This window comes from Acetobacterium sp. (assembly GCF_030652775.1).
Taxonomy (GTDB): domain Bacteria; phylum Bacillota; class Clostridia; order Eubacteriales; family Eubacteriaceae; genus Acetobacterium.
In genome coordinates, this window is the sequence record NZ_JAUSPS010000017.1 from 1 (window position 1) to 24665 (window position 24665).

At 42.4% G+C, this 24665-nt stretch carries 20 protein-coding genes; 11 read left to right on the top strand and 9 right to left on the bottom strand.

The features are described from left to right. Both Q7J41_RS03535 and Q7J41_RS03540 read left to right on the top strand, forming a co-directional pair. On the top strand, positions 1–931 hold a 931-nt coding region (locus tag Q7J41_RS03535), incomplete at its 5' end, for a cell wall metabolism sensor histidine kinase WalK (protein WP_304885297.1). Then, positions 912–2042, top strand: a complete 1131-nt coding sequence (locus tag Q7J41_RS03540) for a hypothetical protein (protein ID WP_304885299.1) — start codon at positions 912–914, stop codon at positions 2040–2042. The genes Q7J41_RS03535 and Q7J41_RS03540, both read left to right, overlap by 20 nt. 67 nt (positions 2043–2109) lie before the next feature. Here Q7J41_RS03540 and pyk read toward each other — a convergent pair whose 3' ends face one another. From pyk to Q7J41_RS03555, 3 genes are all read right to left on the bottom strand, one after another. Beyond that, a complete protein-coding gene (gene pyk, locus Q7J41_RS03545) occupies positions 2110–3852 on the bottom strand; it encodes a pyruvate kinase (protein ID WP_304885301.1) in 1743 nt (580 codons plus the stop codon). Between the two features lie 209 nt (positions 3853–4061). Continuing rightward, entirely contained in the window at positions 4062–5018 is a 957-nt protein-coding gene (locus Q7J41_RS03550) for an ATP-dependent 6-phosphofructokinase (protein WP_304885303.1), read from the bottom strand. Continuing rightward, positions 5019–8567: a DNA polymerase III subunit alpha gene (locus Q7J41_RS03555; protein ID WP_304885305.1), complete on the bottom strand. Its 3549-nt coding sequence runs from the start codon at positions 8565–8567 to the stop codon at positions 5019–5021. It lies immediately after the preceding gene. A 512-nt stretch (positions 8568–9079) separates the two neighbouring features. Here Q7J41_RS03555 and glpK point away from each other — a divergent pair. The 9 genes from glpK to Q7J41_RS03600 all read left to right on the top strand — a co-directional run bounded on the left by glpK (position 9080) and on the right by Q7J41_RS03600 (position 18578). Beyond that, positions 9080–10570 (top strand): glycerol kinase GlpK, encoded by a 1491-nt coding sequence (gene glpK, locus Q7J41_RS03560; protein WP_304885306.1) that lies wholly within the window; start codon positions 9080–9082, stop codon positions 10568–10570. A 140-nt stretch (positions 10571–10710) separates the two neighbouring features. Next, positions 10711–11322, top strand: coding sequence for a glycerol-3-phosphate responsive antiterminator (locus Q7J41_RS03565; protein WP_304885308.1), 612 nt, complete (start codon positions 10711–10713; stop codon positions 11320–11322). 110 nt (positions 11323–11432) lie between these two features. Beyond that, positions 11433–12902, top strand: a complete 1470-nt coding sequence (locus tag Q7J41_RS03570) for an NAD(P)/FAD-dependent oxidoreductase (RefSeq protein WP_304885310.1) — start codon at positions 11433–11435, stop codon at positions 12900–12902. Between the two features lie 2 nt (positions 12903–12904). Then, complete coding sequence (locus Q7J41_RS03575) at positions 12905–14170, top strand: NAD(P)/FAD-dependent oxidoreductase (RefSeq protein WP_304885312.1); 1266 nt, start codon at positions 12905–12907, stop codon at positions 14168–14170. After that, entirely contained in the window at positions 14170–14532 is a 363-nt protein-coding gene (locus Q7J41_RS03580) for a DUF1667 domain-containing protein (RefSeq protein ID WP_304885314.1), read from the top strand. The genes Q7J41_RS03575 and Q7J41_RS03580 overlap by 1 nt, the downstream gene beginning before the upstream one ends. 190 nt (positions 14533–14722) lie before the next feature. Next, entirely contained in the window at positions 14723–15487 is a 765-nt protein-coding gene (locus Q7J41_RS03585) for a GDSL-type esterase/lipase family protein (RefSeq protein ID WP_304885316.1), read from the top strand. 12 nt (positions 15488–15499) lie between these two features. After that, positions 15500–15970 carry a DUF4358 domain-containing protein gene (locus Q7J41_RS03590; protein WP_304885318.1) on the top strand — a complete coding sequence of 157 codons (471 nt, stop codon included), beginning with the start codon at positions 15500–15502 and terminating at the stop codon, positions 15968–15970. 9 nt (positions 15971–15979) lie between these two features. After that, entirely contained in the window at positions 15980–17380 is a 1401-nt protein-coding gene (locus tag Q7J41_RS03595) for an MBOAT family protein (RefSeq protein ID WP_304885320.1), read from the top strand. Positions 17381–17390: 10 nt separating this feature from the next. Beyond that, positions 17391–18578, top strand: a complete 1188-nt coding sequence (locus Q7J41_RS03600; protein ID WP_304885322.1) for a DHHW family protein — start codon at positions 17391–17393, stop codon at positions 18576–18578. A 66-nt stretch (positions 18579–18644) separates the two neighbouring features. Here the strand turns inward: Q7J41_RS03600 and Q7J41_RS03605 are convergent, their stop codons facing one another. The 6 genes from Q7J41_RS03605 to Q7J41_RS03630 all read right to left on the bottom strand — a co-directional run bounded on the left by Q7J41_RS03605 (position 18645) and on the right by Q7J41_RS03630 (position 24603). Continuing rightward, entirely contained in the window at positions 18645–19394 is a 750-nt protein-coding gene (locus tag Q7J41_RS03605; RefSeq protein WP_304885324.1) for a GntR family transcriptional regulator, read from the bottom strand. A gap of 153 nt (positions 19395–19547) precedes the next feature. Beyond that, positions 19548–20489 (bottom strand): PHP domain-containing protein, encoded by a 942-nt coding sequence (locus Q7J41_RS03610; RefSeq protein WP_304885327.1) that lies wholly within the window; start codon positions 20487–20489, stop codon positions 19548–19550. A gap of 9 nt (positions 20490–20498) precedes the next feature. Further along, positions 20499–21347 (bottom strand): class II fructose-bisphosphate aldolase, encoded by an 849-nt coding sequence (locus Q7J41_RS03615; protein ID WP_304885329.1) that lies wholly within the window; start codon positions 21345–21347, stop codon positions 20499–20501. Positions 21348–21453: 106 nt separating this feature from the next. Continuing rightward, the gene (locus Q7J41_RS03620; RefSeq protein ID WP_304885331.1) at positions 21454–21828 is read right to left on the bottom strand and encodes a DUF1667 domain-containing protein; all 375 of its coding nucleotides are present in this window, start codon (positions 21826–21828) and stop codon (positions 21454–21456) included. Positions 21829–21845: 17 nt separating this feature from the next. Continuing rightward, positions 21846–23123 (bottom strand): NAD(P)/FAD-dependent oxidoreductase, encoded by a 1278-nt coding sequence (locus tag Q7J41_RS03625; RefSeq protein ID WP_304885332.1) that lies wholly within the window; start codon positions 23121–23123, stop codon positions 21846–21848. Continuing rightward, positions 23104–24603 (bottom strand): NAD(P)/FAD-dependent oxidoreductase, encoded by a 1500-nt coding sequence (locus Q7J41_RS03630; protein ID WP_304885334.1) that lies wholly within the window; start codon positions 24601–24603, stop codon positions 23104–23106. The genes Q7J41_RS03625 and Q7J41_RS03630 overlap by 20 nt, the downstream gene beginning before the upstream one ends. Positions 24604–24665: the final 62 nt, after the last annotated feature.

The following is a 24665-nucleotide window of genomic DNA, read 5'->3' on the forward strand; positions in this document are numbered from 1 at the left end:
CAAAACCATCTATGACTTTCAATATCAATCATTTTTGCGGGATATTTTTGATAGTCTAAAGAACGGCAAAGACCATATTTCTGAAGAAATTGACTGTAACAACCGGAATCTGCTGCTGATCGGCAGCCCCATCCGGGAGAAGGGTTTTGAAGAAAACTATATGATCATCATCCGTAACATGACCGCTGCTCGGCACATCCAGGAAGAGCAACGAAAATTTATCAGCAGTGTTTCCCATGAGTTACGCACCCCCCTGACCACCATTATCGGTTATACCGATATGCTCACCCGCCGGCAAGTGGCCGATCCGGAGATCCTCAATCGCTCACTTAATACCATTAATCGTGAAGGTCACCGACTTTTGCGACTGGTCGATAATCTTTTAAATGTTAACAAGTTTGACAAGGCTGAGTTTGATTTTAAGAAAACAAACCTGAATATCGTTCTGCTGCTCTCCGAAGTGGTTGAACAAATGCAGATTAAAGCCAGCCAGTCCGAGGTTGAAATCAACTATGTGTCCGAAGAACTGCCTGAGATTCTGGGCGATTATGACCGGCTTCAGCAGGTATTTATCAATATTATTCATAATGCTATCAAATATTCAAATCGCGGCGATATTATTGATGTCATTTCTGCTATTGAGGATAATCATATTGTGGTCTCGATCCGGGATTATGGCCCTGGTATTTCGGAAATTGAACAAAAACGAATTTTCAACGCTTTTTATCGGGTCGAAGAGGATCGCTCCCGCGGCTATGATGAAGGCGGTTCAGGGCTGGGTCTTTATATTGTTAAACAGATTGTCGAAAAACATGATGGAAAAATTGACATCGTCAGCCAGGTTGGCGAAGGAACCAATATTATTGTCACCTTTCCCATTCTGTCAGTCCTAATTTATGGAGGTGATCAAGATGAAAAAAATACAAAGTAAGATCGTTTCCTTTTGCTTCATCCTCTTAACGTTGTTCCTCAGCAGTGGTTGCCAGAATCTGTTTATACCGACCAACGTACCCGTTGTTTTGCGTTACAATCCGGTCTCAAATAATCCATCACCACAGCAAATCAGTATTCAATCTTATAACATGGCTTCTCCAGGAATCGTGCAGGACATCACCAAAAGCGGAAATAATCTGATTCTTTTCACTTTTGGCACCACCTATAATATTGACACCTATAATACCGAAACTCTGCAATTGTCTTCATTTGTGAATTCTGACAAAAAAGCCTTGAGCGCCCTCTATGACACCTTTGATACCGGCATCTATTATGCGCAAAAACTGATTGATCCGATAACGGGCAGCGTCGGTAGTCAGATTATCTGGTCTGATGTAAACCAAAATACTACCCGGGTCATTTCCCTTCCGGAAGAAAATGTCGTTCAACGATTTGGTATTGGTAATTCCGGTCAGGTCGTCTATGCTAATAACAATAATCAAATTGTGCTGGCAAACACTGAAGGCAATCGCCAGGTTTATACTGTTCTAAACAACTATAATATCTTAGCAATTGACTATATTGATAAAGAAAAGGGCATTGTCTTTATTGCGACCAACCCCCAAAATGAAGAGCGGACGAATCTGTACTATGCAAAAATCAAGGATGATTCTGACGAGTTAGCTTCTACCCTGATCGCTGAAAATGTCACCAGTTTTGAAATTAACGATTTGACTGATCAGGTTGTCTTTATTAAAAACAATGGCGATTCCCAATCAATTCGCACCTGGAACACCAGCGCCAGCACCTCCAGCGGCCTTGCCACCGGTAATTACGGATCTGCCCGCTTTACTCCAAATGGTGAACGCATTGTCTTTACCCAGTCAACTCCGAATTCTGATAACCAGGCGGAATCGATCTGGATCATGGATGCCAGCGGAAAAAATTCACTCCAACTCACTGCGCCGCTTAACATCAACTCCGAGATCATCTGTCATCCTTACAAGTCAGTGCTTTTTTTCTCAGTCGAAAAAAGTTCTGATAGCATCATTTCTACTGATGAACATACCCTTTCCCAAACCTATCAGCTCACTTATAAAATAGACTGAGTCCAATAAAAAAAGCGACCGCTTTTAAATAGCGGTCGTTTTTTTTGCTTAATTTTCATCAATCTTACTACTTCATCTGAACGCGGCCCTGATAAACAACCCCACGTTTGGGATCAACCGAGATCAGTTTACCGTGCTCCAGGGTATCCAGTGCCTTAACAACATTAACGATAACTGGAATATCATAGTGCAGTCCGGCAATGGCTCCTTCTGAACTGAGTCCGCCTTCTTCGGTAATAATTGCCGATGCCAGCGGTAAGATCTGATTAACCTCAGGTGTCAGGGTTTTTACCACTAAAATATCACCTTCCTGAAAATCATCCAGATTAGCTGATGTAATTAGTTTAGCGTAGCCGGTTACCGGTTTTTTGCCAATACCGACACCGTTAATGATGGCATTTCCGACGGTATGAACCTTGATCATATTGGTATTTCCCTGAACACCCAGGGGAACACCCGCTGCAACTACTGCAATGTCACCAAATTTGACATAGCCCTGTTCTACTGCTTTTTTAACCGCATCCATAATCATACTATCGGTATCACCAAATTCCGGGGTATAAATACAATTGACTCCCCAAACCAGAGCTAGACGGCGAACTGTTGTCACCTTGTCGGTGACCGCCAGAATTCCACAATCTGGACGATATTTGGAAATCATCCGGGCGGTGTGACCCGAAGATGTGGCGGCGATGATTGTCTGTGCGTCAAGCTGCAAGGACATCTGGCAAGCCCCTTCGCTGACGGCATTGGTAATGGTCAGCTCACCATGATCCGGTTTTTTTCGACGGGCATATTCTTCTGAATCTTCGCTTTTAACGACAATATTAAACATCGTTTTGACGGACTCAACAGGGTAAGATCCCGCCGCAGTTTCGCCGGATAACATCACTGCATCCGTTCCGTCAAATACGGCGTTTGCCACATCACCAACCTCGGCACGGGTTGGTCTGGGGTTGCGCATCATCGAATCCAGCATCTGGGTGGCGGTAATAACCGGTTTCCCGACAAGATTACATTTTCTGATAATGCTCTTTTGAACCAGCGGTACATCTTCGGCGGGTATTTCCACCCCCAAATCGCCTCTGGCAACCATGATTCCATCGGACACATTAAGAATCCGGTCGATGTTCTCGACCCCTTCCTGATTTTCAATTTTAGAAATAATGTCGATGAGATCCCCGCCATTATGTTCTAGCACCTTTCTAATCTCTAAAACATCATGGGGTTTTCTGACAAATGATGCCGCTACATAATCAACCTTTTGCTGGATCCCAAAAATAATATCACTGCGGTCTTTTTCTGTTAATGCTGGCAATTCAATGCTCATCCCCGGCAGGTTAATGCTTTTTTTGCTGCCCAGAGTTCCGCCATTTAAAATGCTACAAACCATCTCATCATCACAGACTTCTTCCACTTCCAGCTGAATTAAACCGTCATCGATCAGAATGCGACACCCCGGCGACACTTCGTTGGGAAGATTTTCATGTGATACACTGAATCGTTTTTCATTACCTGAAATGATTTCGGTGGTCAACGTTACCTTTTCTCCGGCAACCAGTTCCACCTTTCCGGCACTCAGTTCTCCGGTTCTAATTTCCGGCCCCTTGGTGTCCAACATAATGGCAACGGGAATACCCAATTCTTTACGGACTTCTTTGATCCGCTGAATTCGTGCTGCATGTTCTTCATGACTACCGTGCGAAAAATTCAGCCGTGCCACATTCATCCCATTGAGAATAAGTTCTCTTAATATTTCCTTTGTATCTGCTGCTGGTCCCAGGGTGCAGACAATCTTTGTTTTTTTCATTTTCTACCTCTTTTCGTATTTAATTTCTATTTATAAAATAACCAATGCGGGAATTTTACTGATAGCTCCCTACTGCATCGTTATTGTTTATTGTTTATTGTTTACGACTCTGGCTAACCAGATTAATAATATTTTATCACTTATTTATCATTTTTAAAGATCGATACTTCAGTCAATTGCGGATCGTTTATGGATTTTCCTGGCTTATTTTAAATGGATAATACTGAAGCCATATCATAAATATCCTGACGGAAAATCTTTGGCATTTGCAAGGCTTCTTCAATGGGAATTCCCAGATAAGATCCACAACGCTGCGCCATAACCGTTCCTGTTTCTTTCTTGACAATACTTAACACCGCATTGTACCCCATAAAGCTCGCCAGATTTCGATCCATGTTAGAGGGTGATCCCCCTCTTTGAATATAGCCAAGATTTGTACCCTTGGTTGTTACCTGGGTTTTCTCTTCAATCTTGATACAATAATCGCGGTAATTACCGCAACCCTCCGCCAGCATCACAATGCTGTGAAGTTTGCCCCGGTCTTTTCCCTGGAGCAGCCGTAAACAGATGGCATCTAAATCCGTTTCAACCTCCGGCAAAATCAACGCTTCTGCGCCCCCCGATAATCCCGAATAAAGGGCGATATCCCCGCATTTTCGACCCATTACCTGAACCACATTAATGCGATTATGGGAGTAAGTGGTATCTCTAATTTTACTAATGGCGTCCAGCGCTGTTGTCACGGCGGTATCAAAGCCGATGGTATAGTCAGAGAAACCCAGATCATTATCGATGGTACCGGGAATACCAATGACGCTAACCCCCTGTTTCTGAAGTGCCAGCGCACCATTCATGCTTCCGTCTCCGCCGATAATGATCAGGTGTTGAATTCCATATTCTTCCAGAACATTGGCACTTTGCTTCACCCCGGCATCCGTTGCAAAAAACTCGCTTCTGGAGGTTCGGAGAATGGTCCCGCCCCGCTGCAGAATGTCTGCCACCGAGTAAACACTAAACGGCGTAATATCCCCTTCCAGCAAACCTGCAAAGCCCCGATTAATCCCATACACTTCAACCTTATTATAGATTGCTGTTCGAACAATGGCACGAATACAGGCATTCATGCCAGGAGCATCGCCTCCGCTGGTTAAAACTCCAATTCTCATTTATTTTACCTCCACATTCTTTATTCCTAAAATTTGCCCTAATTCTGTGATCAATGTTTCTCCAAGGGTAACCCATAAGTCTTTATTGGCCCCAAAATGTTTATTTTCATTTTTCAGATGTAACACCACCGGAACCGGTCCCGGATACTTAATTAGAATCGATTTTACCGATTTTATCAAGGCTTTTTCTGTTAAATCACCTAAGCTCAAAACCAGTTTCTGGCGATTCTGCGTCCCGCCATTAGTCTCATAGGTTGACGTACTTTCTTTTAATTCATGGCTTTCTTTATTTTTAGGAGGCTCGCCAATGGGATAGATCTGAGCCGCAAGCACCGAAGTTCGCGCTTCTTCATTGTAATTAATCCGTCCTTTGATCACCACTGGCTGATCTGGTTTTAAATACCGACGATATTCATCATAGGTTTTTGGAAAAACCACCACCTCGATGCGTCCATATAAATCTTCCAGGGTCAGAAACGCCATCATCTGGCCTTTCTTTGTCATCATGGTTTTCATTTCCACAATTAAACCGCCAATGCTGACCTGCTGTCCATCCCGGATACCGGCATCTTTTAAATCCTGATAGCTGTCAACAATGTTAGAAAATAGCGTGACTGTTTTCTTGAGAATATCTTCATATTTTTCCAGCGGATGACCGGTAACGTAGAGACCTAAAACTTCTTTTTCCAAGGCCAGCCGTTCTTCTTTGGAAAATGGCGGCTTTTGCGGGAAATGATCTTCCTTCAAATTTGTCAGTTCTTTTGATCCGCCCAGTCCGGCCATATCCAGCAGCGACATTTGTCCCGAGATGCGATCCTTCTTTTCCCGCTGTACCTGATCGACAATCAGTTCAGCAATTGCCAGCATTTGCGCCCGGCTGCTGCCGATGGCATCAAATGCGCCGCCCTTGATGAGACTTTCGATGCTTCGTCGGTTCAGGGATTTCAGATCTACCCGTTCACAGAAATCCCGGAGGTTCTGAAAATCGCCTTTGGCTTTGCGGGCTTCAATGATGGCGGCAATGGCATTTTTACCAAGACCTTTAACCGCTCCCAAGCCAAAACAGATGGAATTGCTGGAAACACTGAACTTCTCGTAGCTGGCATTAATACTGGGTGGTAATACATGAATACCCATTTTTCGGCAATCTTCAATATATTTCGCCACTTTTTTCTCATCGTCCATAATACTGGACATTAAAGCCGCCATAAACTCGGTGGGATAATAGCATTTCAGCCAGGCTGTCTGATAGGCAATGACTGCATAAGCCGCAGCATGAGACTTATTAAAAGCATATTTGGCAAAGTCTTTCATTTCTACAAAGATCTTTTTAGCGGCCGCTTCAGAGACACCACGGCGGATCGCACCGTCGACGATCACTTTTCCATCTTCATCGACTTCACCATGAATAAAGACCTCACCTTCAGCCTCCATCACGCTGCTCTTTTTCTTGGACATCGCCCGCCTGACCAGGTCACTTCGTCCCATCGAAAAACCAGCCACATCGCGAAATATCTGCATAACCTGTTCCTGATAAACCATACACCCATAGGTAACGTTGAGGATGTTCTCAAGAATGGGGTGATCATAGGCCGCCATAGACGGATTTTTCTTGTTTTCAATATAGCGGGGGATCTGATCCATCGGCCCGGGCCGATACAGTGAGATCCCGGCGATAATATCTTCAAAACTGCCCGGCTGGAGTTCCTTGATAAACTGCTGCATGCCCCGGCTTTCCAATTGAAAAACACCAAGGGTATCACCTTTTGAGAGCATTTCATAGACCTTGACATCATCCATTTCCAGACTGTCCAGATCCGGCCGATTGCCGGTGCTATGCTCAATATTCTCCAGCGCATCGCGGATCACAGTTAAGGTTCGCAGACCCAGAAAATCCATTTTGAGCAGTCCCAGATCTTCCAATAAGCCCATCGGAAACTGAGTTGTGATCACATCGTTGTTTCGATATAGGGGGATATATTCCACCAGCGGCAAATCGGAAATAACCACCCCAGCCGCATGGGTGGAGGCATGCCGGGATAAACCTTCAATGGACTGGGCTGTTTTAATCAGTTTGGCAATATCGGCATCGCCATCTTCCATTTTTTTGAGTTCAGGGTTTTCCTTCAAGGCCTCCGCAATGGTAACATTGACGCCGGGATGAATGGGTATCTCTTTGGCGACCCGATCGACCAGATTATAGGGCATATCCAACGCTCGGCCAACATCCCGGAGCGCACCCCGAGCCGCCATCGTTCCAAAGGTGATAATCTGTGCCACCCGGTCTTCTCCATACTTGTTCACTACGTAATCGATGACTTCTTGCCGCCGTTCATAACAAAAATCCACGTCAATATCCGGCATCGTAACCCGCTCCGGATTGAGAAAACGCTCGAACAGCAACTGATACTTGATGGGATCGATGGTGGTAATCCCCAAACTGTAGGCAACCAGACTGCCAGCGGCACTTCCCCGTCCCGGGCCAACCATAATCTGGTTGTCTTTGGCATACTTAATAAAATCCCAAACAATCAGAAAATAATCGTCAAAGCCCATATTGTGAATGGTATCCAATTCATAGGTCAAACGATCATGCAATTCTTTGGTCAGAGGTTGGTATTTATTTGTCATTCCGGTCATGCAAAGGCGTTTCAAATAGTCTTCGGCCTTTTCGCCGGAAGGCAATTCAAACTGCGGCAAATGGGTTTTTTCCAGGTCAAAACTGACCTGACAGCGTTTAGCAATACAGTTGGAATTTTCAATGGCTTCCGGCAGATCAGAAAAAAGTTTGCTCATTTCCGCCTGACTCTTTAAATAAAACTCATTGTTGGGAAAACGCATTCGTTTTTCTTCCGATACGGTGGCTGCTGTTTGGATACATAAAAGAATGTCATGGTTTTCACTATCCTCTTTACGGACATAATGAACGTCGTTGGTAGCGACCAGGGGGATGTTCATTTTTTTTGACAGCTGGATCATCCGCTCATTGATTAACGCTTCTTCGCGGAGCCGATGATCCTGAATTTCCAGAAAGAAATGATCTTTGCCGAAAATATTCTGATAAACAAGACATCGTTCTTCTGCTCCAGCCAGATCGTTGTTTAGAATCATTTGCGGAATTTCACCGGCAATGCAGGCCGACAGGCAGATAATTCCCTCACTGTATGTTCTTAAACAGTCATGATCCACTCGGGGTTTATAATAAAATCCATCAATGAAACCTTTCGAGACAATCTTCATGAGGTTTTTATACCCTAGGTTGTTCTCAGCTAACAAAATAAGATGAGCCCGTTCCTTATCATAGACCGGATCTTTTTGTTGAAGACTTCTTGGCGCTACATAGACTTCACAGCCAATCACCGGGTGGACCTTTTCTTTCAGGCAGGCCTTATAAAAATCAATGGCTCCAAAAAGAACCCCATGATCGGTCAACGCAACACTTTCCATGCCGCTTTGCGCCACCGCCTTGACCAGCTCATTGATTCGGCCAAAACCATCCAACAGACTATATTCACTATGTACATGAAGATGTGTAAATTGTTTTTCCATTATTTCTTTCACTTTACTATTAAAATTTAGTTTCATGCTTTTCTTATTATTTCCGATTTCTTTAGTTTTTATTATAACATAGATTCTTAAAAATAAATAGATGTTTTGTCCCGGGCGGTTGAATTTGATCCCAGCACTAAACATCGATCACCTTTCCTTCATTATATACTATTTATCAATGATTATTAAATTTCATTTGAAATGATTCACTTTAATCAGCAATTTATTTGTTATTTTTTTAACGTTATTTTTTTTGCCGGTAATCCTTTACATTATTTCTGAGTTATGTTATTATATGTTCGTAAATAGTTTTACGATTGTTTACGAAAGATTTAATAATTTCATATATTGGCAGGAGTTATGGAGGGCCGTACTTTCGTTTTTACATTAAGAGAATATGTAAATTTGTTAGTATGCGCTTTTTTTGTTTGCCTTTATTCCTTTCTCTATGGTTTCATTATGTTTTTCAAACATAATCAAATAAATAATTAAATAAATAGGGGGTTATACTTATGAAAAAGTATATCTTATCACTGGATGCAGGAACTACGAGTTCAAGAGCGATTTTATTTAACCATGACAGCGAAATCGTCAGTGTTGCACAAAAAGAATTTACTCAAATCTATCCAAAAGCCGGTTGGGTTGAACATGACGCCATGGAAATTTGGGCTACCCAAAGTGGTGTTGTAACTGAAGCGATGTCAAAAATTGGCGCTACTGCTGAAGAGATTGCTGCTATCGGTATCACAAACCAACGTGAAACAACTGTCGTTTGGGACAGAAAAACTGGCGAACCTATTTATAATGCCATTGTTTGGCAATGCCGTCGTACCGCATCTTTCTGTGATGAATTAAAAGCCCGTGGACTCGAAGACTATGTTCGTGAAAACACCGGTCTTGTAATCGATGCATACTTCTCGGGAACAAAAATCAACTGGATTTTAAACAATGTTCCTGGTGCTCGTGAAAGAGCTGAAAAAGGCGAACTGGCTTTCGGAACCATTGATACCTGGTTAATCTGGAAACTAACCGATGGCAAAGTACATGTAACTGATTATTCAAATGCTTCCCGTACCATGGCATTTAATATTAAAACCCTTAAATGGGATGAAAAAATGTTAAAAGAACTGGATATCCCAGCTTCTATGTTACCAGAAGTAAGACCATCCTCAGCTGTGTACGGAACGACTGCTCTTTATGGCACAGAAATCCCAATCGCCGGTGCTGCTGGTGACCAACAAGCTGCTCTCTTCGGACAAGCTTGCTTTGAACCTGGGATGGCTAAAAATACATATGGAACCGGTTGCTTTATGCTGATGAACACTGGTGACAAACCAGTTAAATCTAACAGCGGTTTGGTTACAACCATTGCCTGGGGCTTAGATGGTGAAGTTGATTACGCCTTAGAAGGTTCAATCTTCGTTGCCGGTGCTGCTATTCAATGGCTAAGAGACGAAGTTCGACTGGTTGACTCTTCACCAGATAGCGAATACTATTGTAATAAAGTTGCCGACACCAATGGCGTTTACATGGTTCCTGCTTTCGTCGGACTGGGCGCTCCACATTGGGATATGTATGCTCGTGGCGCAATCCTGGGATTAACCCGTGGTGCCAATAAAGCTCATTTAATCCGCGCAACTGTTGAATCTTTAGCTTATCAAACAAAAGACGTTCTGGATGCAATGGAAAAAGACTCTAACATCAAATTAGCAGCATTAAAAGTAGATGGCGGCGCTTGCGCTAACGATTTCTTAATGCAATTCCAAGCAGATATTTTAGGCGTTCCCGTTGATCGTCCTTCGATCGTTGAAACAACCGCTATGGGTGCTGCTTACCTTGCTGGTTTGGCTGTTAAATTCTGGGATGGCAAGGCTGATGTAACTGCTGCCTGGAAACTTGACCGTACATTCACTCCTGCTATGGATGCCGATGTTCGTGCTAAATTATATGCTGGCTGGTTAAAAGCTGTTGAATCCGCTAAAGGCTGGGAAGACGTAGAATAAGCCGATTCAATCTTAAAATTCATTAATCATTCTATTGTTGGGGTGTTTAAAACACCCCGACAATTTAGATTTTACTCTTTCCAATTTCTGTGATTGTGTTATAATGAATTTGCAAATACGATCCAACCGGGAGGAGTTTTATGTCGACGAGAAAATGTCTTCTCATGTTTCAGGACAACCCCATTATTGTCGCTGTTCGTAATCCTAAAGATATTTACGATGCTATTCATTCAAAATCGCAGATCATCTTTTTACTAACTGGCAACGTCTATAATTTAAAAAAAATGGTGGAGCTTTGTACCAAAGCTGACAAACACGTGTTTACTCATTTGGATCTCATTAAAGGTTATTCCCAGGATAATTATTTTATTAAATATCTAAAAGATGAGATCAAGCCAACAGGAATTATTACCACCAAAAACAATATTATCACTCGGGCAAAACAGGAAGGTCTGATGACTGTCCAGCGTTTATTTCTATTGGATTCTTCTGCCATGGACATTTCAATTACTTCGGCCAAAAAAATCAAGCCCGATGCCATCGAAATTCTGCCTGGCCTGGTTCCAAAGCTGATCACAGCCGTTAAAAAAGAGGTCGATATTCCAATTGTTACCGGGGGATTCATAGAGACAGAGGAAGAAGTTCGTTCGTGTCTTGCTGCTGGAGCACTATCTGCCAGCACATCTCACAAGCCGTTGTGGGATAAAATAGAACTTATTCGGGAAGAGCAGCGATTGCTACGAAAAGAATAAGCAAAAATAAAATACAAGGCAACGGAGAGCCATACTGTTTTCTTAAATGAATCCTCATTTAAGAAAATTGTATGGCTTTTAATTTTTATAGTTCTTAGGAGGAATATATTATGTACGATATCGCCATTATTGGAGCTGGTATTGCCGGTTCCTACATTGCTCGGGAATTGACCCGATACAAGCTGGACATCGTTTTATTAGATGGAGAGAATGATGTTGGAAATCAGATTACAATGGCCAATTCTGCCATTGTCCATGCTGGCTTTGATGCCCCAGCATATAAACTGAAAGGAAAATTCAACACAACCGGAAATCTGATGTACGATCAGGTTTGTGAAGATCTGGATGTTCCCTTTAAACGTTGCGGCTCCCTGGTTGTTGCCCATAATGAATATGAAATGGCCACCATCCATGAACTTTATCAGAACGGTTTAAAAAATGGTGTTCCGGGATTAAAAATCTTATTTAAAGAAGAAGTCCACGCCATGGAACCCCATATTAGCGAAGATATTTGCGGCGCTCTTTATGCCCCCACCGCCGGGATTGTATCACCCTTTGAACTGTGTATTCATGCTGCTGAAAACGCTGTCGACAATGGTGTCACCCTGAAACTCAATCACATGGTTACGGCCATTGACAAAATCAATGAACATTTCAAAATTACCACTAACTGCGGTGAAATCGAAGCCAAATATGTGATCAACGCAGCCGGTGTCTATGCCGATGATATTTACGAGATGGTTGGCGAACCTTATTTTCAACTACTGGCTCGAAAAGGCAATTACTTTATCTTTGATAAAGAAGCTGGCTCTCTTGTCAATAGCGTTATTTTCCCATGTCCATCAAAAAAGGGCAAAGGAATTCTGGTTGCTCCCACCGTCCACGGCAACCTGTTAATCGGCCCGGATGCCGAACCGGTTGATAAAGGCGATATTTCCACTACTACTGATCGACTGGATTACATTAAACAGAATGCCCTTAAGAACTGTCCTTCGCTACCCTTTAATAAAATTATCAGATCCTATGCCGGGCTGCGAAATACCCCGATTAAGGATACCTTTACCACCACCGATGGTGACTTCATTATTGAAGAATCACCAGTAAAAGGCTTTATTAATGTGGCTGGATACGAGTCACCAGGACTCACCTCAATTCCTGCGGTCGCCCACTATGTGGTCGAAGAAATTGTGAAACCGTTAATCCCCGACATTGAAGAAAATCTCGACTATAATCCCAAAGTTCGTAAGCATCTTCGTTTTGATGAAATGACTGAGGAAGAAAAGGTTGATATTATCAAACAGGATCCCAAATACGGTAAGGTTATCTGTCGATGTGAAACCATCACTGAGGGTGAAATCATTGACGTTATCCACCGCAGTGCTGGCGCCCGCACGGTTAAATCAGTTAAAAAACGCTGTCGCGCCGGAATGGGTCGCTGCCAGGGCGGTTTCTGTTCTCCCCGAGTGGTCGAAATTCTTGCCCGGGAACTGAATTGTTCATTAGATGATATTATGTATGATCAACAGGATTCGACCTATATCCTTTCAGGTCACACGAAATCCGTTAAGGAGGAGGCTTAATTATGATTTATGATGTTGTTATCTTAGGCGGCGGACCAGCTGGTCTGGCGGCAGCCGTAGAAGCTAAAAACGATGGGGCTGAAAAGGTCCTGATCCTTGAAAGAGACCGGGAATTAGGTGGTATTCTTAACCAGTGTATCCATAATGGTTTTGGTCTGCATACCTTTAACGAAGAATTAACCGGACCGGAATATGCTGAACGTTATATTCAAAAGGTTAAAGATCTGAATATTCCCTACATGCTGGATACGATGGTTCTGGATATGCATGATAACGGCGATCTCAAGTCGATTCACGTTATCAATGAAGAAAACGGGTACATGATTATTGAAACCAAGGCTGTTGTGTTAACCATGGGATGTCGGGAACGAACCTCTGGTGCAATTGGTATCCCCGGTTATCGTCCATCCGGTGTTTTCACCGCCGGTACGGCTCAGCGTTTTATTAACATGGAAGGCTATATGCCCGGTAAAGAAGTGGTCATCCTCGGCTCCGGTGATATCGGACTGATCATGGCTCGCCGAATGACCTTAGAAGGTGCGCATGTTCAGGCTGTTTGTGAGCTGATGCCCTACTCCAATGGTTTGGTACGAAATATTGTTCAGTGTCTGGATGATTATGATATTCCTTTAAAATTAAGCCATACCATAACCTTTATCCATGGTAAGGATCGTCTCGAAGGGGTTACTGTTGCCAAAGTTGATGAGAAACTGAAAGTGATTCCTGGCACCGAAGAATTTATTCCCTGTGATACCCTGTTACTTTCCGTCGGACTGATCCCTGAGAATGAAATTACCCGTAATGCCGGTGTTGTGATGGATAACCGAACCAATGGCGCCATTGTCGGCGAAATGCGTCAGACCTCTATGCCGGGTGTCTTTGCCTGCGGTAATGTCGTTCATGTTCATGACCTGGTGGATTTCGTCAGTGAAGAAGCAGTTCTGGCCGGTAAGGGTGCGGCTAAATACATCAAGGGCGATCTGGATACTGAGATCACCTTTACCACCACCAACGGTGATGGCATTGGCTATGTTGTTCCGCAACAGGTTGCCATGACGAACGTCGAAGAAAAAGTCACCTTCTATATGCGTGTGCGTCAGGTCTTTAAGGATAAGGTTGTTAATGCCTATATCGGTGATCAGTTAATTGCCACCAAAAAAGAAAAGAAATTACTGCCCGCCGAAATGGTGAATTTTAAAATCGCAAAAGATGTTTTAGCCCAATATCCCGCCGGAGAAATCCGCTTTGTCGTAGAGGAGGCAAAATAATGAAAAAAGATATGACTTGTATTGTTTGCCCCATCGGGTGCCAAATGACCATTGAAGAAAAAGCCGATGGTACCTACGAGGTTACCGGCAACACCTGTAAACGTGGTCCCAAATACGCTATTAATGAAATGACCAACCCAACCCGGGTTATTCCCACCACTGTCGTGATTAAAAATGCGATGCTTCCCCGTCTGCCAGTTAAGACGGCGGAACCGATTCCTAAAGGCCAGATTTTTGATGCTATGGCCGTTATTAATCAAGTTGTTGTGGAAGCTCCCATCAAAACCGGTGATGTTGTCATCAAAGATCTTTTAGGTCTGGGAATCGATGTGGTTGCCACCAGAACGATGGATAAATGTTAGTACCCTTGATCTGAATCATTTAAAAACAGAGTCTGAAAATAATCTCCAGTTATTTTCAGCTCTTTTTTTATTTTTTTAAATTGAACTCGTAACGACAATATATTAATTTGTTACAAAACAGACCTTGAATTACAACCATCTTTTATGATATGTTTAACCATACAAATTTTACAATTAAAGGTGCACCCATATGTTTGAAAAAATAAAACAGCTTTTAAATAAAAACCTGGCCATTGTTATACTTGTTCCCGGTGTCATTATTATGATTATTTTGCTTGTTCGCTATCAAACCATCACCAGCGAAAAAGCTAAACTGGACGAGGGTATCGAGATCCTAACCGCATTAGAAACCCGTGATCTTTATACCATGGAAGAAAAAATTGATTTTATGAAACGTAAAGCTGTTGATTCCGGAAATTATTCCGCTTTGTTTGGAAATGCCGTGGTTTTTGGCGATTCCATCGCCGAAGGACTTGGTTTATACGGTTTTTTAAGCCCTACCTCACTGGTGGCGGTGATGGGTAAATCGACCGAAAACAGTCTGGAAGATGTCCCCGCTCTGGTTAATCTGGCGCCCCGAAATGTTTTTTTCGAGCTGGGACTCAATGATATCAGTCATCCCTACAATACGCTGGAATCCTATCTCAGTCATTACGAAAAAATGATTGACTCGGTTCGTCTGCAACTGCCCAATACGCAAATCTATCTTTGCAGTATCTTTCCAGTTACTGATGAAGCCCTACAGGAAAACCCCGAATTCAGTCAAATTGAGACTTATAATGCCGCCCTGGCCGAAATGGCCAAGCGCAAGAACATCCATTATATTGATACCTATACACTTTTAAAAACAAATCCCCAGTACCATGCTGAAGATGGCATCCATGTGATCCGGGAATTTTACCCCCTATGGATGGATACCCTTGTTAATAACAGTGATCTGAAAAATTTATTATAGAATTGGAACGTCATGAAAAAATTTGCTGTACTGCTGTTCATTTTAATACTCGCACTGCCATGTTTTGGCTGTCACTCGGCTGAACAGCCACCCTTATCGCAGGTGGAGACCGATCTGCTAGCCGCTTCCCAAAATCTCAGCGGGATGGAGAAAGGCGATGGCAAAGCCTTGAAACGTTATTACGGGCTCAATATTAATGACTATCAGGAAGCGCTGATTTACGTCCCGGCAAATTATATGGACGTTTCCGAACTCCTGGTAATTAAAGTCAATGATCCCGCCCAACTGGATCTGGTTGAAGCTGCAGTCGATAACCGCAACGCCATGCAGCAAGAAAGCTTTGACGGGTACGGACCTGAGCAGGTCGCTCTGCTTGATAATTATGAGTTTAAAATTGTCGGAAACACTCTTTTTTATTGCGTATCACCTGATGCGTCCACATTAAAAGATACCTTTGTCAAAAGCATCAAAAAAAATCAGTAAGGAGTGGCCATGGTTTTTAGCAGTATCTTATTTGTTTTTGCTTTTCTACCCATTGCCTTGGGTCTATATACCATTATCCCGAAACAGGGGAAAAATCTGATTTTGCTTCTGGTTAGTCTGTTTTTTTATGCCTGGGGCGAACCAATATATGTTTTTTTAATGCTTTTCACCATTGCCTTCGACTTTGGCATGGGGATTCTGATGGAAAAAAAGCCCCATTTAGTCCGAAAGCGTATTTTTATTTTCACCGTTATTGTGAATCTGGGATTTTTGTTCTTTTTCAAATACTGGGGATTTCTTCTTGAAACCGTTAACCAGATCTTCAATCTGGGTATCCCCTATACCCCACTGCCCTTACCGATTGGAATTTCCTTTTATACCTTCCAGATCCTATCTTATATTATCGATATCTATCTGGGGAAGGTTCCGGTTCAAAAAAATATCATCTCTTTTGGTTTATATGTGACGATGTTTCCCCAGCTGATCGCCGGTCCCATTGTTCGCTATAAGGATATTGATGATCAGCTTTCGGATCGGGTGATGAACCAGGAAAAATTTGGCATCGGGGTGGAACGATTTATCCAGGGTCTCGGCAAAAAAGTCCTGCTGGCCAACAATATCGGCTATGTCTGGACCCTTATTTCTGCCATCAACGTGAGCGAACTATCGGTACTCACCGCCTGGATCGGGATTATCGCCTTTACCTTCCAAATTTATTTCGACTTCAGCGGCTATTCGGATATGGCCATTGGTCTGGGGAAAATGTTCGGTTTTGAATTTTTGGAAAACTTCAACTATCCCTATATTTCCCGAAGCGTGTCAGAATTCTGGCGACGCTGGCACATTTCTCTGGGTACCTGGTTCAGAGAATACCTTTATATTCCGCTGGGCGGAAACCGTGTCCCGATCCCCCGGTTATTTCTTAACCTCTGTATCGTCTGGCTTTTAACTGGCCTCTGGCATGGTGCAAGCTGGAATTTTGTCATCTGGGGGGGCTATTATGGGCTAATTCTCTTTGCTGAAAAAGTATTCTTAAAGGCACTACTGGAAAAACTGCCAAAATTTATTCAGCACAGTTATACCCTGATTCTAGTAATGATCGGCTGGGTTTTCTTTGCCAGTCCGGATATCGGTTTTGCCCTGTCTTACCTCAGGGTGATGTTTTTTACCGCCGGTGCGTCGCTGGTCGATTCAACTGGACTCTATTACTTATATACCAGTCTCATTCTTTTAGTCATTTGCGGGATCTGCAGCACCCCGATTGTCCATTTGCGCTATAACAAACTGATTCACAGTGAAAAAAACTGGGTTGTTCCTTTGGGACTGGGTCTCAACAGTGTGATCATGTTTTTATCCGTCGCTTATTTAGTAACAGAAACATATAATCCCTTTTTATATTTTAGATTTTAGGTGAAGCCTTATGCGAAAACAAGATAACCACCGCGAACATGATCAATACTCCCATTCCCTGTTTTACAAAAAATATATTAATCTATTGTGCCTGCTTTTTATTGGGATCATCGTCTTTTTTCCACTGGCCTCGCTGATCCTGCCGGACACCAAAATGTCTGAAAACGAAAACCGGATTTTAACCCAATTTCCCCGCTTTTCGGTCGATAGCATCATCGATGGCCGCTATATGAAAAAAATGCAGAAATATACCGCCGACCAATTAATCGGCCGAAATTTCTGGATATATACCAAAACCAGTAGCGATCGGATGATCGGAAAAAATAGCTCCAATGGGGTTTATTTGGGTAAAAATTTTACCCTCATCGAAAACTTTGATCCCTTGCCTGCTGACGCTGCCGAACAGACAAAAGCTGCACTTAACACCTTTGCTGAAAAACATCCCGATCTGAACCACTTTTTTTTGCTGGTTCCCAATGCGATTAGTGTCACCGCTGAAAAACTACCGCCATATGCCCCGGTTTTGATCCAAAACGACTATATCAATAGCTTTACTACGGGATTAAATGAAAAACTAACCGTCCTTGATCCCCGCCCGATTCTGGAACAGAATCAGGATCAACTGCTGTATTATAAAACCGATCATCACTGGACCACTTTGGGCGCCTGGCTTTCTTTTCAGGGCGTTGCCAATGCCATGGGGATCAAACCAGACCCCGATGCCTATACCGTCTATCCTGTTACCCACTCTTTTTCTGGTGCGCTGGTTTCTAAAAGCGGCTATCTGAGCTTTGCCACAGATACCATTAATGTTTATGTTCCCAAAAACGAAGAGTCCTATTCGGTAGTAAACTATGTGGAAGAACAAAAAAAATCCTCTTCCCTTTATGACAGCGAACAATTAAAGGGAAAGGACAAATATGCGGTTTTTCTGGAAGGCAACCATCCCATTATTAAAATTAAAAATCCGGTGGCGAATGGAAAAAATCTGCTCGTCATCAAGGATTCTTACGCCAACGCCTTCATTCCCTTTTTAACACCCTTTTACAGCGAGATCACGGTCATTGACCCCCGTTACTATTATGACAGCATTGACGCACTCATCGCTGATGCTCAAATCACTGATATTTTATATCTCTTTAATGCCAACACCTTTTTCCGGGACACCACTCTGGAACCGGTTTTAAATGACGACTAATAAATGTATTTTACCAAAAATCTATTCATCATAATCTGGAACACTGCAAAAAAAATACCGTAATTTTCAATTACGGTATTCATACTTTAATTTAATTTTATCGCCACGAAAAATTACCTTTGAATACTCAAAAGGCTTATCATCCTTATCGTAAAGGATATCCTCTAAAACAAGCAGGGGGTATCCTTGCGGAACTTTTAATAGTTTGCTCTCTTTTTCCGAGGCCGTAACCGACTCAAAAGTTTCCATTACCCGGCTGGGTTTCAAATTATACTCGCGCTCTAACAGAACACAAAGCTGTTCTTCCTCAAGCGCACGATCACTTAGATTCTTACACAGATCATAAGGAATTCGGGAATAATGAAGGCTGATGGGTTCACCTTTGAGAAAACGCAATCGCTCAATTTCCAGTATTGGTGCTCCTTGTGGACATTGCAGACGCTTTGCGACAGAAAATGAAGCTTCCTTTTCGGTAACATTTAAAAGTTCCGTGGTAATTTCATACCCCATTCTCTCCAACTGTTCTCGGAAGCCCATATATGCCAGAGATTCCGTCATTATCTTGGGTTCTGCCACAAAGGTACCCTTACCAGGGACTCGATAGAGAACGCCATCCTGCACCAGTTGAGAGCACGCCGAACGGATTGTCATGCGACTGACACCATAAATACGGTTCATTTCACTCTCCGAAGGTATCGCTGTATTCGGCTTCCAAATGCCTTCTTCGATGTTATTGCGGATTAACTCTTCCAATTGTATGTACAATGGTTTCGGGTTTTCTCGCTTAATTTTGTACATATCAATACTTCCTTCCATAAAACTCCTTCGTGCCGCTTATTTAGCAAATACTCTTTTATTTTATCATAAACCCTATCGAATTAAAAGAGTAATCCGCTAAAATTGATCTCTACCTGTTTATTTTAATTTGGCAAATTGGGTATCATTGCCATTTTTATTTTAAGAAACCGACTAAAGATTTCTTAAAAGCTCGTTGCTGTTAAAATATTCCAGGGTAACGCCGCATTCGCCAATATTCCTGACATTTTTATCGGTTTTTTTATAGTCCGCATGATAATCTGAACCGCCGGAAATAATTTTCACTCGATCCTGGTAGTCTGCTTTGATCTTGGCAATGATTTCTGCCTTTGTGTAAGGCCCATTATAAGTGGTTTTATCATAGGTATAGCAGGCCTCAATACCATCGAGACCCAGATCAATCAATTTATCAATATAATCCGCTCTGGTCATTGCCCCCTCATTGGTCGTAACGGTTTCATCAATGAGATAAGGATGAGCCAAAATGGCAATACCACCGCTTTCATGGGCTATGTTAATGATGTCAACGGGGTCTGGTTTTTCTCGTTTGACACTGCAATCAGGGTTATTTCTGATCAATAATTTTGCTTCACTCCAGGTTTTTGTATAACCTTTTTCTGCCATCAGGTTGAAAATTATTTTTTTCTGGACATCCTCGGCTTTTCTCGGAATGTCGTCATAATTCAACACTTCATCCCATGTTATATCATACCCATTATCGGCCAGAATATCTAAAAGCTTTTGATATGAAAATATCTTACTTTTAACAATTTTCTGATACATTTCGATTATTTTAGGATTGGAATAATCGCACCCTAGCACAACAATGTGGACATCTTCTACCTGTGTTTCACAGGAAAATTCAATTCCCGGTATCAGTTTCATCCCTTTTTTCCTGGCATAAAGAACGGGATCCACCATCACCCCATTTACTTCGATTTGATCAGGCGGCAGAACATCATGATCAGTAAATACGATCACTTTCATTCCTAAAGTGGCCGCATTGGAAATAAATTCCTGCGGTGTGTCCCCCCCATCGGATCGGGTAGTATGACTATGTAAATCAACAATGTAATTTGGTTGTGTTGTCATCATGTTACCTCTCTAATCGATCCGACTAAAAAAGCGGATGTGTTCGGTCACAACTTTTTTAACTTCTTGTTTGGTGAAGGCATCCAATTTCAGCGGATCATTTTGGGCTGGATTTTCTTTACTGAAAGCAGCCATTCCCTGACAATAGGCAATTTTTATCGCTGTTGAAATATTCACCTTTGATGCACCCAGGCCGATCAGCCGATGAAACATTTCGTCACTCAGTCCCGTTCCACCATGGAGAACCAACGGACAAAGTGAAAACGCATTGATTTCTTCAAAAAGATCATAATCGATTTTAATTTCGCCTTTATAGACTCCGTGTGCTGTTCCGATAGCCGGCGCAAACGCAGCAACTCCGGTTTCTTTCAAATAGGTGCGACAGTCTGCTGGTTTAGCATGAGCATGATCACCTTCTTTTACGACAATGTCATCTTCAACGCCGACAATGGCACCTAATTCGCCTTCAACCGTCACATTCTTTAGCTTGGCATAGGCCACGATTGCCATTGTATTTTTGATATTGTCCGCCAGTGGCAACTGCGAACCATCATACATCACTGAAGACCAGCCGCCATCAATACATGCTTTTGTAAATTCAACATCGGTGGAATGATCAAGATGAATCGCAACCTTTACCTGAGCGTTTTCAGCGATCGGTTTTAAAAAACTCATCATTTCATGAATGCCAAAAGCTTTTACCGTTTTAACCGAGGTCTGAATGATAATATTTTGATTCAGTTCCTCGGCCGCTTCAACTGCCGCCTTTGCGGTCAGATAATTCACGATGTTAAAGGCACCAACTGCATAATGGTTTTTTCGAGCATGCTGAAGAATCGCTTCCATGTTGACATAACTCATGGTTATCACCTCATTTCTATTTCAACCCATCATACATGCGTATGATGGGTTATGTTTACTGTTCATTTATTATACCATGATTTCGCATCATTTTAATCACAAAAATCTATCTCATACCTGCATTTTTTATGTTACGGGTACAGACCAGATCGACTCCGGTTCCGGCAATGTTTGATACGACAACATCTCCGACTCTGACGGGTGATTCAATTTCCAATTCACTGATCACATTCATCACTTCAAATATTTTTTCCTTATTAACCGGTTCTTTTGTTTTAACCGGCACAAAAGGTAAATCACCTGATTTTAATTTTACGGTGGTTGTTATCGTTCTCTTGGGCTCGGTGAATTCCGTTTGCGCATATTTCAATCCTATTTTACAACTGTAGTCACTGATTTCATTTATGGTTTTTTCAGTATGCTCAACTTTCAGACTACACCCTTTCGGACATCCGATGCATATAAATTTCTTTATGGCCATGATTTTACACCTCCATCTTATTGCGCTTGTTCCTTGGAAATCGATATATCAATTGATGAAGTATCCTTAGTCACAAACTCTCTTGGTAAATTAAATGTTACCATGGTACCAGGCTCGACGATTGTCTTTTTAAGATTCAGTAACGTTTTATTAAAATTATCTTTGACAATTAATCGGACATCCTCATCTGGATTCCTCACTCTGAGAAAAAACTTAATCGTCTGTTCCTGGTTGTTTAATGCATCAATGTGCTGGGGAACGACATACCCAATATTTTTATCATGAGTGATAATGACATCCTTTTCTTCTTCATTCGTCTTGTTGTTAATAAAAGCGGCTGCTGCTTTTCCGGCAATTTCAGCTTCCTGAGTAACATTGTCAACTAAATCGTGAACGTGCAGAACATTTCCACAGGCAAATACCCATGGGATATTGGTAATCCGTTTTTCGTTCACCACCGGTCCCCGTGTCACCTTATCCATTTCACATCCCAGATTATTGGATAATTCATTTTCTGGAATCAAGCCAACCGATAGCAGCAAGGTATCGCAGCTCACATAGTGTTCGGTGCCTTCGATCGGTTTGAAGCTTTTATCAACTTCGGCAATTGTAACACCTTCCAGTCTTTCATTTCCATGCACTTCAGTAATCGAATGGCTCAATAACAGGGGAATGCCAAAATCATCAAGACATTGCACTTTGTTTCTTATGAGTCCTGTTGAATAGGGCATTAATTCGATGACCCCTTTCACATTGACACCTTCAAGCGTTAATCGTCTTGCCATAATGAGACCAATATCTCCAGAGCCCAGGATGACTACCTCTTTACCCGGAAGATAACCTTCCAGATTAACATAACTCTGGGCAGTGCCAGCTGTCATAATCCCGGCCGGACGGCTACCAGGTATGGTGATTGCACCACGTGTCCTTTCGCGGCATCCCATTGCCAGAATCAATGCCTTCGTATCGATCTGAAACATCCCATCCTCACGATTAACAGCAATCACTTTTTTATCTGCCATTATTTCCATTACCATGGTACCCAGTTTTACATCAATGTCAGAATTTTCCAGTTCTTCAATAAAGCGACTGGCATATTCAGGTCCCGTCAATTCTTCTTTAAAATATTGCAGGCCAAAGCCGTTATGAATACATTGATTTAAAATGCCGCCCAGATAGGGTGCTCTTTCGCAAATCAGGATTTTTGAAACACCATCTCGTTTCGCTTCCAATGCTGCGGCAAGCCCTGCCGGTCCGCCGCCAATAATGACTAAATCATACTCTAATTTTTTCATAATTTCTATCTCCTTCTTCTAAAGATAGTTCTTTATTCTTAGAAGTCAGAACAAAGGATGCATTGCCTTTTTGTGTCACTTCAAGCGGAGAAATTCCCAGCTCTTTACTTAGTATGCCAAGCACCTTCGGTCCGCAAAAACCACCCTGGCATCGTCCCATACCAGCTCTGACCCGACGTTTTATGGCATCCATATTTGTCGCCGGAATGGGTCGGTGTATTGCATCCATAATTTCACCCTTGCTGATCGACTCGCAGCGACAGATAATTTCGCCATAATCAGGGTTCTCTTCAATTAAGGCGGTTCTTTCTTCATATGACAAATCCGAAAGCAGCACTGGTGCCTGTCTGCCTTTTTCATAGTTCGCTTTTGGTGAAAAATCCAAATCCATATTCTCCGCTCTCACCAGGCCTTCAATCATCGCTGCGATAGCTGGTGCCGAAGTTAAACCCGGCGACTGGATACCAGCGGCGTTAATAAAACCTTTGACCGTTTTCGCAGATTCGATGATAAAGTCTTCATTGGTGCTTGATGCTCTCAGCCCGGTGAAGGTCGTGATTACATCACCCATTCTGGGAAGCTCAGGAAATAAGTTTGAAATGGTACTTGTGTAGATCTGATCCAAAGATTGTGCAGTTGTTCTCAAATCAGTTTTATCTTCAACTGCCTCAGCATTTGATCCTGCTAATATATTGCCATCAATGGTTGGCACGACGATCATCCCTTTCGATACCTTCGTCAGTGCTGAATAAATCGTATAGGTTAAAATATCACGCCATTTCTTGTCATACAAAAAATACTGCCCTTTTCTCGGTTTGATTTCAAAATCGATGTCTTCTACCATCGCAGCGATTTTATCTGCGTATAACCCGGCGGCATTAATGATAATTTTTGCGGCGATATCGCCTTTATTTGTTTTAACACCTGTTACAGTTTTATTTTCAATAATAATATCCAGAACTTCTGTGTCCAAAAGAACTTTTGCGCCATTAATCACAGCATTCTCTGCCAGCGCCACGGTGTATTCAAAGGGATTTATAATTCCGGTCTCCGGTTCGAATAGACCATATTTTGCATCTGGATTTAAGTGGGGCTCCATCTCATGAAGTTCTGTCTGGTTAAGTAGTTTCATCCCCTGAATGCCATTCTTGATTCCATTTTCCATGGTTTTTTTCATTTTTTCCAGGTCAGTTTCTTCAAATCCAACGGTTATTGAACCCAGTGGTTTAACCAAATCTACTTTTAAATCCTGACATAATTGCTTAATAACTTTATTTGCTGCTAATACTAACTGGCCTTTTAATGTGCCACCATCAATATTAAAACCACTATGAATCATTGCTGAGTTTGCTTTACTCGTCCCCATACAGACATCGCTCGCTTTTTCAACCAGAATAATATCCAGATTATACCGAGCAAGCTGATGAGCAACGGAAGCACCAATTACACCGCCACCAATGATTAAAACATCTGTTTTCATGGTGTCACCTCCATATTCATTTTCGTATTTTTGATTTGGGCGGCGCATACATCGGCCACATA

What these genes read in the sequence shown, in the direction of transcription:
- Q7J41_RS03540 (WP_304885299.1), top strand. Translation starts at nt 912, where the DNA reads ATGAAAAAAATACAAAGTAAGATCGTTTCCTTTTGCTTCATCCTCTTA.
- pyk (WP_304885301.1), bottom strand. Translation starts at nt 3,852, where the DNA reads ATGAAAAAAACAAAGATTGTCTGCACCCTGGGACCAGCAGCAGATACA.
- Q7J41_RS03550 (WP_304885303.1), bottom strand. Translation starts at nt 5,018, where the DNA reads ATGAGAATTGGAGTTTTAACCAGCGGAGGCGATGCTCCTGGCATGAAT.
- Q7J41_RS03555 (WP_304885305.1), bottom strand. Translation starts at nt 8,567, where the DNA reads ATGGAAAAACAATTTACACATCTTCATGTACATAGTGAATATAGTCTG.
- glpK (WP_304885306.1), top strand. Translation starts at nt 9,080, where the DNA reads ATGAAAAAGTATATCTTATCACTGGATGCAGGAACTACGAGTTCAAGA.
- Q7J41_RS03565 (WP_304885308.1), top strand. Translation starts at nt 10,711, where the DNA reads ATGTCGACGAGAAAATGTCTTCTCATGTTTCAGGACAACCCCATTATT.
- Q7J41_RS03570 (WP_304885310.1), top strand. Translation starts at nt 11,433, where the DNA reads ATGTACGATATCGCCATTATTGGAGCTGGTATTGCCGGTTCCTACATT.
- Q7J41_RS03575 (WP_304885312.1), top strand. Translation starts at nt 12,905, where the DNA reads ATGATTTATGATGTTGTTATCTTAGGCGGCGGACCAGCTGGTCTGGCG.
- Q7J41_RS03580 (WP_304885314.1), top strand. Translation starts at nt 14,170, where the DNA reads ATGAAAAAAGATATGACTTGTATTGTTTGCCCCATCGGGTGCCAAATG.
- Q7J41_RS03585 (WP_304885316.1), top strand. Translation starts at nt 14,723, where the DNA reads ATGTTTGAAAAAATAAAACAGCTTTTAAATAAAAACCTGGCCATTGTT.
- Q7J41_RS03590 (WP_304885318.1), top strand. Translation starts at nt 15,500, where the DNA reads ATGAAAAAATTTGCTGTACTGCTGTTCATTTTAATACTCGCACTGCCA.
- Q7J41_RS03595 (WP_304885320.1), top strand. Translation starts at nt 15,980, where the DNA reads ATGGTTTTTAGCAGTATCTTATTTGTTTTTGCTTTTCTACCCATTGCC.
- Q7J41_RS03600 (WP_304885322.1), top strand. Translation starts at nt 17,391, where the DNA reads ATGCGAAAACAAGATAACCACCGCGAACATGATCAATACTCCCATTCC.
- Q7J41_RS03605 (WP_304885324.1), bottom strand. Translation starts at nt 19,394, where the DNA reads ATGGAAGGAAGTATTGATATGTACAAAATTAAGCGAGAAAACCCGAAA.
- Q7J41_RS03610 (WP_304885327.1), bottom strand. Translation starts at nt 20,489, where the DNA reads ATGATGACAACACAACCAAATTACATTGTTGATTTACATAGTCATACT.
- Q7J41_RS03615 (WP_304885329.1), bottom strand. Translation starts at nt 21,347, where the DNA reads ATGAGTTATGTCAACATGGAAGCGATTCTTCAGCATGCTCGAAAAAAC.
- Q7J41_RS03620 (WP_304885331.1), bottom strand. Translation starts at nt 21,828, where the DNA reads ATGGCCATAAAGAAATTTATATGCATCGGATGTCCGAAAGGGTGTAGT.
- Q7J41_RS03625 (WP_304885332.1), bottom strand. Translation starts at nt 23,123, where the DNA reads ATGAAAAAATTAGAGTATGATTTAGTCATTATTGGCGGCGGACCGGCA.
- Q7J41_RS03630 (WP_304885334.1), bottom strand. Translation starts at nt 24,603, where the DNA reads ATGAAAACAGATGTTTTAATCATTGGTGGCGGTGTAATTGGTGCTTCC.